This window comes from Teichococcus aestuarii, assembly GCF_042651065.1.
GTDB lineage: Bacteria > Pseudomonadota > Alphaproteobacteria > Acetobacterales > Acetobacteraceae > Pseudoroseomonas > Pseudoroseomonas aestuarii.
The window spans coordinates 1-8,692 of sequence record NZ_JBHSCH010000110.1 but is presented as its reverse complement, the minus strand read 5'-3'; the positions used below and the strand labels follow the sequence as shown (position 1 = coordinate 8,692).

The 8,692-nt window shown below is 67.0% G+C and carries 6 protein-coding genes and 1 pseudogene; 3 read left to right on the top strand and 4 right to left on the bottom strand.

Annotated elements, in window-relative coordinates; genetic code table 11:
• Together ACFOY6_RS23190 and ACFOY6_RS23185 are read left to right on the top strand one after the other, a co-directional pair.
• Positions 1-1,693: sensor histidine kinase (locus tag ACFOY6_RS23190; RefSeq protein WP_379652372.1), on the top strand; the 1,693-nt coding region annotated here is incomplete at its 5' end.
• A gap of 301 nt (positions 1,694-1,994) precedes the next feature.
• A complete protein-coding gene (locus ACFOY6_RS23185; protein WP_379652371.1) occupies positions 1,995-3,245 on the top strand; it encodes a methyltransferase in 1,251 nt (416 codons plus the stop codon).
• A gap of 126 nt (positions 3,246-3,371) precedes the next feature.
• Here ACFOY6_RS23185 and rsgA read toward each other — a convergent pair whose 3' ends face one another.
• The 4 genes from rsgA to ACFOY6_RS23165 all read right to left on the bottom strand — a co-directional run bounded on the left by rsgA (position 3,372) and on the right by ACFOY6_RS23165 (position 8,245).
• A complete protein-coding gene (rsgA, locus tag ACFOY6_RS23180; RefSeq protein ID WP_379652370.1) occupies positions 3,372-4,436 on the bottom strand; it encodes a ribosome small subunit-dependent GTPase A in 1,065 nt (354 codons plus the stop codon).
• A gap of 216 nt (positions 4,437-4,652) precedes the next feature.
• Positions 4,653-5,000, bottom strand: coding sequence for a transposase (locus ACFOY6_RS23175; RefSeq protein ID WP_379639429.1), 348 nt, complete (start codon positions 4,998-5,000; stop codon positions 4,653-4,655).
• A 166-nt stretch (positions 5,001-5,166) separates the two neighbouring features.
• The gene (locus ACFOY6_RS23170; protein ID WP_379652369.1) at positions 5,167-6,588 is read right to left on the bottom strand and encodes an amidase; all 1,422 of its coding nucleotides are present in this window, start codon (positions 6,586-6,588) and stop codon (positions 5,167-5,169) included.
• Between the two features lie 70 nt (positions 6,589-6,658).
• Entirely contained in the window at positions 6,659-8,245 is a 1,587-nt protein-coding gene (locus ACFOY6_RS23165) for an ABC transporter substrate-binding protein (RefSeq protein ID WP_379639113.1), read from the bottom strand.
• A 365-nt stretch (positions 8,246-8,610) separates the two neighbouring features.
• Between ACFOY6_RS23165 and ACFOY6_RS23160 the strand changes: the two are divergent.
• Positions 8,611-8,692 (top strand): annotated as a pseudogene (locus ACFOY6_RS23160) (IS5/IS1182 family transposase); the annotation flags it as partial.

Below are 8,692 nucleotides of genomic sequence, written 5' to 3'. Positions count from 1 at the left end.
GACCAGTGCCCCACCCCGGTTCCAATGGCTCATCGCCGCCGCCTCTGACCATGCTCCACTAAAATCTTGCCCGGAACAGTTGATGGGGGCTGGTCACCAGCAGGCGCTCGACCTTGCACGCGGCTTGGCGCTGTCCGTCGAGGGTGAGATCCGCGCCCGCATTGCTGTGCTCCAGGTCCTTGCTCTGTCGCGCTCGCTCGTGGACGGGGATCTGACCACCTTTCGTGCGCAGGCTGAAGCCGTGGTCGCTCAGCAGGCGCCAGGCTCCAACATCCTGCTTCTGCGCGAGAACGGACAGCAGGTACTCAATACGGCTCTGGCGCCCGGCGCGCCCTTACCGGTGCGACAGTACCTGGAAAACCAGCGCCAGGTCTTTGCCACCGGTCGCCCGTCTGTCTCGGACATCTACTTCGGAATTGTGCTGCGCCGGCCCCTCGTGGCTGTCGAAGTGCCGGTGCGGGACGCGGATGGGCGGGTCGTCTTGGTGCTCGCGCTGAACCCCACGCTCGATGCCTTCGAGCCCCTGGTTCGACGACAGCTTCCTGATCCTGGATGGACCATCGCGATCTTTGATCGGGCCGGCGTCGTCGTTGCCAGCGTGCCGTCTTCCGAGCGCTATATTGGGAGCCCAGTGGCGCCCGACATGCGGAAGGCCTGGTTGTCAGGCAATACGGAGGTGATCGCCGAATCCTCGTCTCCGGAGGGAGCCCGCACACTGACCTCTTTCAGCCGGGTACCCGAGCTGGGCTGGGGCGTTGCGGTCGCGGTTCCGGTGGCAGACCTTGCACGACCGGCGCGGCGGGCCGCGGTGACATCACTCTTCGTGGGGCTGGCGCTGCTCACTCTGGGGCTCGCCTACACCCACTGGATCGCTCGCGGCGTCCTGCAGCCGATTCGGGACCTTCTCCGCCGCACCGCCGCACCGGACGACAACGATCCTGGTCCGGCGCCAGCCGGCCTGGGCCTGCCGGAAGCCGATGCGCTGGCGCTCGCGCATCTCGACGAGGCTCGCCGCCGACGTGCGGCGACCGCCGCCCTGGTGGACAGCGAGCGCCGCTTGCGGCTCGTCGTCGCCGAGTTGGACCACCGTGCCAAGAATGCTCTCGCAACCGTGCAGTCGCTCGCTTTCCAGACCGCGCGCAGCGATGCCGGTGCAGACCCTGCGCGCTTCACCGAGGCTTTCACCTCGCGCCTGCAGGCTCTGGCGCGGGCACATGACCTGCTGACGGCCTTCTCGTGGGAAGGTGCCGCGCTGGGCGCCGTCGTGACGGCCGGCTTGGCTCCCTGGCTCGCTGCCGACGAGCAGGCGGCCGAGCCGCGCCTCGTGGTGAGTTGCCCCTGCGACCTTCCGATACCGCGGACGGCACCAGGTCAGGCTCAGGCGCTCGCCATGGCTTTGCATGAGTTGGCCGTGAATGCTGTCAAGCATGGTGCCCTATCCGTGCCCGGAGGTCGCGTCGAAGTCAGGTGCTGTGCCGCCCCGGCCGGCCTGAGCGGGGAAATCGAATGGACGGAGACGGGTGGGCCGCTTGTTTGCGGACCGCCTACAAGGCGAGGCTTCGGAACCCGGCTCCTTGAACGTGCCCTGCTGCACGACCTTGGACCAGGAGCAAGGGTTACCCTGGACTTCGCCGCAAGCGGCTTGCGGGCAGTAATCCGCTTCTCGCCCCAAGAAACCAAGCACGAGCTGTGAAGTGGCTCAGCAGCGCAAAGCATGCCGGACAAGCTATGTAATTTGCGGAGCGATTCCATACTGGGTGGCGGCGGCGAGGATCTGACCCCTTGAACCGGGCGCCCGTCAGGCTACCGGCTAGCATTTGCCGCGATAGACGCTATGCGCCCCTTGCCGGCAACAACCTTAAGTCGAGGATGCCTGAAAGCGGGCTTTCGGCACCAGTAGACGGTGTCCCCCTCTCGCCTTATGGCTCGTAACCTATCCCATCCTGCTTCGACCTCGCTCCCCGCCACGGGAGAAACCGCCCCGGTTCAGAGCCATGGTCCGCTGTGGCGTCGGGCGGACCGCGTTAAATTTGATTTTCCAAGTAAGAGATGCCGCTGATGCCCCCCTTTGTCTCCTTGTGCGCCGTGCGCGCGTCGCAGTGCGCATGAGTGTTCCCCGTCTGGAATGGACCGCAGGCACCGCCGCTCATGACGCGGCCTGGCTGTCCGGGTCGGGCGCTCTCCCTCCCCGCCGCGTCGTCGCCGTCGATGACACGATCCGCGCCGACGATGCCTTCCGTCTGGCCTCCGAGAGCGTCGGGCTGCTGTGGGGCGGCGATTTCCAGAACGCCCGGCAGCTGCTCCAGGCGATGACGCGCCGCCTCAACAAGCAGACGGAACGCAGCCGCCTGCCCGATGACATGCCCATGCGCGAGCGCTTCAACCGCTACCGGCAGGGCCAGGCGCGCCGGGCGCGCACCCTGGGCATGGTGCTGATCCCGCTCGATGCCGCCCAGGCGATTCCCCTGCGGCGCGCGCCGGATGTGCGCGCGGCCCTGCGCCATGCGCTCGACCTGCCGGAAGGCAACGCCGTCGTATCGCTGCGCGAGTTGCAGGGCATGGTGGGTGCCTATGAATGGCACCGCAACGGCGTGCCGGTCCCGGCTCTGGCGGGCGAGACGATTCACCCGGATTTCGGCGTGTTCTCACCGATCCGCGGCGAATACCTCGATCTGGCCGCACGCGCACCATTGCCGATGGGCGGGACCGCCTTCGATATCGGCACCGGCACCGGCGTGCTGGCCGCCATTCTGGCCCGGCGCGGCATGCCGATGGTCATCGCCTCCGACCTGTCGCCGCGCGCCTTGGCCTGTGCCCGCGCCAATATCGAGCGGCTGGGCCTCTCAGGGCAGGTGGCGGTCCAGGAGGCCGACCTGTTCCCGCCGGGGCGCGCCGCCCTGGCGGTGTGCAATCCGCCCTGGCTGCCCGGCAAGGCGTCCTCGACCCTTGAGCAGGCGGTGTATGACCCGGACAGCCGCATGCTGCGCGGCTTCCTGGGCGGATTGGCGGCGCATCTGTTGCCGGGCGGAGAAGGCTGGCTGATCCTGTCCGACCTTGCGGAACATCTGGGCCTGCGCAGCCGCGACCAGTTGCTGGGCATGATCGAGGCGGCCGGCCTGGTGGTCATCGATCGGCTCGACACCCGGCCGCGCCATGGCAAGGCCTTCGACGCCAGCGACCCGCTGCACGCGGCGCGGCTTCAGGAGACGACCTCGCTCTGGCGCCTGGGCGCGGCGAAACCCTGATAGCAGCGGGCGCGTCGCTGCGGCACAGGATGGCCCGGGCGTGTATGGAGCGAGCGGCGCGGTCGGGCAAAGCCGGTTTCCTTGCGCAATGCGCCCGGACCCCGGTGCCCTGGCCGCCGACAGGGCCTACGAGCGCAGGTCTTTCTTCGCGGACCGGTACACTCTCTGCAGCATGGCCTGACGGCGGCGTTCGACCTCCTGCGCCATCCGGTCCTTCTTTACCCCCAAGGCTGCCAGCTCCTGGCTCAGCTTCTGGAAATGCGCCCAGCGGCCGGCGTCGAGACGGCCTTCCTCCAGCGCCCCGCGCACCGCGCAGCCTGGTTCGCTGCTGTGCCCGCAGTCGCGGAACCGGCAATTCCGGGCAAGCTGTTCTATGTCGTCGAAGACCGTGCTGAGACCTTCATCCGCGTCCACCAAGCCCACTTCACGTATGCCGGGCGTGTCGAGGATCAGCCCTCCACCGGGGAGCAGGATGAGCTGCCGGTGGCTGGTGGTGTGGCGCCCCCGGGCATCGGCGGCGCGGATTTCCTGGGTCGCCATCCGCTCCTCACCCAGCAGGGCGTTCACCAGAGTGGATTTGCCGACGCCCGACGAGCCGATCAACACACAGGTCTCGCCCGGCGAGATGTGTTCCATCAAAGCGTCCAGGCCCAGCTCTTGACGCGCCGAGACGACAAGCACCGGGCAGCCTGCCGCCAGGGCGGCTATCTCGGCGGCCTGGCTTTCGGGCTGCTCGCACAGATCGGCCTTGGTCAGCACCACCACCGGCCGCGCACCGCTCTGCCAGGCAGCGGCGAGGAAGCGCTCAAGCCGGCGCGGATTGAGGTCGGCGTTCATCGAGGTGACGACGAAGACGACGTCGATATTGGCGGCGATGACCTGCAGCGTCTGCACGCTGTCGGCCGCCCGGCGCACAAAGGCCGTGCGGCGAGGCAGGACGGCATGGATGGTGGCCTTGCCCTCGCCAGGCTTTGCCGACAGCGCCACCCAGTCGCCGGCGGCCGGATGGCCTGCCTCCCGAGCCTCGTGGCGCAGGCGGCCGGATAGCCTGGCGCTCAGGTTGCCGCCATCCGTGACCACCAGATGCGCTTCGCGCTGCTGGACGATGATACGCCCGGGGAGGTGACCGGCGCGCGCATGCGGCTCGAACTCCAGTTGCAGCGCGTCGGACCAGCCGTACTGTTCGATCAAAGGCGGCACTCTCACGTGAAGTGGGCATCCTAGCACCGACAGGATGGCGAGCCGATCAATTTGGGCTTTGGCAGGTTGCAAGGCCGTTGGCCCAGCACCGCGCGGGTAGCGGTGCATTTCGCCGCCAATGGCCCGCTGCCATGTCTTGCTCAGGGACTGGCGCTATCCCGCCCGACAATAACCCCGCCGGCCACCTGAGCACGACCATTGGTGACCCTAACCCGGGCAGGGGACAGGCAGCTTTTTCCTGCCGGCAGCCTGACAGTGCCTCCTGCTCTGCTGAAATCTTCCTGACCAACCTCTGAGGATCATGAGGTTGCGGGTGAGGACGCGCAGAACGAGTTCACGCCGCTGAGCCTGATGGCCACGCGCGGTCAGGGCGGAGCCGAGGCGGCGCTTGTGCTGGCTGAAGCCGTTCTCGATGCGCCAGCGCTGGTTGTAGATGGGGCGAGGGAAGTGCTGGCGGAGAGCATGCCGGCAGAGCGTCTTTGGCCAGCGCCGTCCAGTGTTCCGCCGGTTCAGGGCAATGATGCTGCGCCCGATGCCGGGAGGTCCGGCTGCCATAGGCCGGCAAGCTTCGCCGCCCGACGGCCAGCGCTTCACGCGCAACCCGTACCGCCGGCTTCGTCATCCCGCGCATCGATGACCTCGTAACCAGATCCCAGATGCCGCTCCAGCGCTCCAGCCCACCATAAGGCTTCAACAAAACAAAAGGCACTGTGAACGGGCTTCAGCAGCCAAGCCCCTCCAAATTCGCCAGCAAGTGTGGATGCGGCACCGGCTGCTGCAGCAGCGCCTCGGCCGCCAGGCAGCTCTCCAACACCAGCCTCTCGCCATATCTGGGCCCCACCACCTGCAGGCCAACAGGCAGGCCCGCTCTCGACACGCCGCAGGGAATGGACGCGGCAGGCTGCCCGGTCAGGTTGAAGGGCAAGGTGTAGGCCACGCCGTCGCGCCAGCGATCATAGGCCGGGGAGTGATACACAGTCTCGACCGGCGGCGCGACATGTGGCGCCGTTGGAGTCAGCAGCAGGTCGTGGTTCTCATGCAGCGCTGCAAAGCACCGATGGAGCCGCGCGCGTGCCGCTTCGCCGGCGAGCAGCCGCTCGGCGCTCAAGTCGAGGCCCCGTTCGGCAATCCGACGGAACTCAGGGTCAAGCTCGCCCCAGCGTTCCCGTGGCACGCCTCGCAGCAGATGCGCGAAGCCTGCGACCCAGAAATCCTCAAAGACAGGCTGGAGTGGCTGGATCACCGGCCCGACATCTTCGATATGAGCACCCGCCTCGCGCAGACAGGCCATGGCCTGCTCCAGGCAGGCGCGCACGTCCCGGTCGGGCTCTACCCCGCCGAGGTTTGGTGCGTAGGCCAGGCGCAGGCCCTGCAGCCTCGGGCGCAGCGCAGTGAGCCAGTGCTCCGGCGGCTCCGGCAGGGCGTACCAGTCGCGACGGTCCGTCTGTGCCATGACTTGCAGAGCAAGTGCCGCATCGGCGACGTTGCGCGTGAGCGGCCCGCCCGCATTCAATGTCGCAAAAATGCCCTCGGCCGGGTGATGCGGCACCCGCCCAAAGCTAGGCTTGAAGCCGAAGAGGCCGCAGAAGCTGGCGGGAATGCGGATGGACCCACCGGCATCGTTGCCGTGGGCAATGGTGCCAATGCCGGCAGCCAAGGCTGCCGCCGCCCCGCCGGAAGAGCCGCCGCTGGAGCGGTCGAGCGCCCATGGATTGCGTGTGAAGCCTTTGAGCCGACTGTCCGTGATGCCTTTCCAGGCAAACTCCGGCGTGGTCGTTTTTCCCAGGATCACCGCCCCGGCCTCTCGCAGGCGCGCAACCACGGGCGCATCTTCGGCTGCCGGGATGGCCGAGGAGGTGGTCGACCCGTTACGCGTCGGCCATCCCTTCATGTCCACATTGTCTTTGATCGTGACGGGCACGCCATCCAGAGGGCCGCGGGTCGCCCGCTGCCGCCAACGCTGGGCGGCCTCCTGCGCTGCGTGGAGGGCACCCTCCCGGTCCACCGCCTGGAAGGCGTTCAGCGCCGGCTCCAGCACCTCAAGACGTGCCAGATGCCGCTCGGCAACCTCCACCGGCGACAGATTGCCTGCCGCGTAACGCTGACCCAGCGCCGTGGCTGACAGAAAGCAGATCTCGTCCAACTCCACCACCCTCCTGGCCTTCGCCTTCTGCCGCGCGAGATCTCCCGCGCGGCCTCTCCCGTACGGCGGCTCAGGCCGGACGGACGTTCCAGAACTTGGCAAAGCCGCCAAGGACCCCAGTGATGTTATTGCGCCACGCGCTCGGCTGCCGCATCTGCCCGAGAGGGTAGAAGGGCACGTCTGTCATGCACTGGCGCTGAATATCCTGGCAGATCCTGGCCCGTGCAGCATCGTCGGGCGCCTCGTACCAAGCTTCGTAGAGCTCCTCCGTCCGCGGGCTCGTGGACCAGCCGGCATAGCCGGCCTCGCCGGTTCCGCGCATGGCAATATGTGTGGCCGGCGTCATCCAGTCCGTGCCATTCCAGTTCGTCACGAAGCAGTTCCAGCCGCCCTGCTCCACAGGGCCCTTGTTGGTGCGCCGCTGCAGCAGCGTGCCCCAGTCGGTCGATACGTATTCCACGTTCATGCCGATCTTGCTGAACATGTCCGCCGCCACGTCGCCGAGCGGCTTGATGACGGCGTAATCGCTGGGCACAAGCAGCACGACTTTCTCGCCTGCATAGCCTGCCGCCTTGAGATCCGCTTTGACCTTGTCGTAGTTGCGGGGGCCGCGCAGCGGCTCCAGCCCGGCATCGCTCGCCATCGGAGTGCCTGGGCAGAAGACGCCGATGGGCGTGTGGTACATCGAAGGATCGTCTCCGACGATCGCCTGCATGTAGGATTCCTGGTCGATCGCGCGCATGACGATGCGGCGGATCTCCGGATTGTCGAAGGGCGGCTGGAGGTGGTTGGGCCGCATCATCGACAGGATGCCGGCCGGATCCACCACCTCGACCTTGATCGAGCGGCTGCGCCGCAATACGGGCAGGAGGTCATGATTGGCGTGCTCCCACCAATCCTGCTCACCCGACTGCATCGCCGCGGCCGCGGTGGAAGCATCGGTGATCGTGGTCCATTCGACGCGGTCAAAATAAGCAACCTTGGGACCGGCCGTGCCGCTCGGCGTGCCGCTCTCTCGCGGCTTGTAGCCCGCGAATCGCTCATAAACGTTGCGCGATCCCTGCAGCCGCTCATCCGCCTTGTAGCGGAAGGGCCCGCTGCCGACGATCTCGGTGATCTGCTGCATGGCGTCAGTCTTGGCCAAGCGCTCTGGCATCATCGCCGGCATGTAGACGGGCGACTTGCCCAGTGCATCAGGAAGAAGCGGAAAAGGCTTCTTCAAACGGAAGCGGATAGTCCGGTCATCAGGCGCAGAAAGCTCATCCGTTGCCCGCATCAGGGCGCCGCCAAAGGCATCACGCTGTGCCCAGCGGCGGATGCTGGCGACGCAGTCCCGCGCAAGCACTCTTTCTCCATCGTGCCAGAGCAGCCCCTCCCGCAGACGCAGCGTCCAGAGCTTGCCGTCATTCTCAACAACGTGGCCTTCGACCATTTGAGGGGCGGCGGCGTAGTTTTCGTCTTGTCCGTAGAGCGTGTCGAAGACCATGAAGCCATGGTTTCGGGTGATGTTGGCCGTGGTCCAGTGCGGATCAAGAAAAGCCAGGTCTACATGCGGAACGTGGCGCAGCGTGCGGCCTGCAGCACTCCGGGAGACCTTTGGCATTGCCAGCGACAGCGCGGCTGTTCCAGTTGCAAGTAGGAGCGAGCGTCGATGCATGAGTTTTCCTCCCAATTGTGGAGCAGAGTGTCTGCTGACAGGAGGTTACCGCCGTGCAGATGCAGCGCAACCGCGCCAGCTCCTAAAAGTACTTCGTCGGCAGCACTGTGAGGTCGAGACCGGCGGCCTCGGTGGCTTCCTGACCGATGGCTCCGGCCGGCCATCCTGTTCGAGGCGCACCGCTTCTCGTGCGAGAGCGGCGGGCTTCACCAACGTGGAGGCCTTCGTGGCCGCCATGGCGGAGAGCGGCGCGCGGCACTTGGTGGCGCTGGACTGGGCCGCCTTTGCCTGCGGCCACACAACGGCACCGCCTACCGCGAGAACCGCTATGACACCCGCCTGGCGGCCGGTCGAAAGGCGCAGCCAGCGCTGCCATCCTGAACAGCCGCACGCTACGCTCCTTGCCGGAAAGCGGCGAGCGGGCGGGCTATGATGGAGCCAAGCGCA

Bases quoted from the DNA above. Each gene is read 5' to 3' on its own strand.
- ACFOY6_RS23185 (WP_379652371.1), top strand. From the start codon at position 1,995: ATGGTCCGCTGTGGCGTCGGGCGGACCGCGTTAAATTTGATTTTCCAA.
- ACFOY6_RS23175 (WP_379639429.1), bottom strand. From the start codon at position 5,000: ATGGCAGCCGGACCTCCCGGCATCGGGCGCAGCATCATTGCCCTGAAC.
- ACFOY6_RS23165 (WP_379639113.1), bottom strand. From the start codon at position 8,245: ATGCATCGACGCTCGCTCCTACTTGCAACTGGAACAGCCGCGCTGTCG.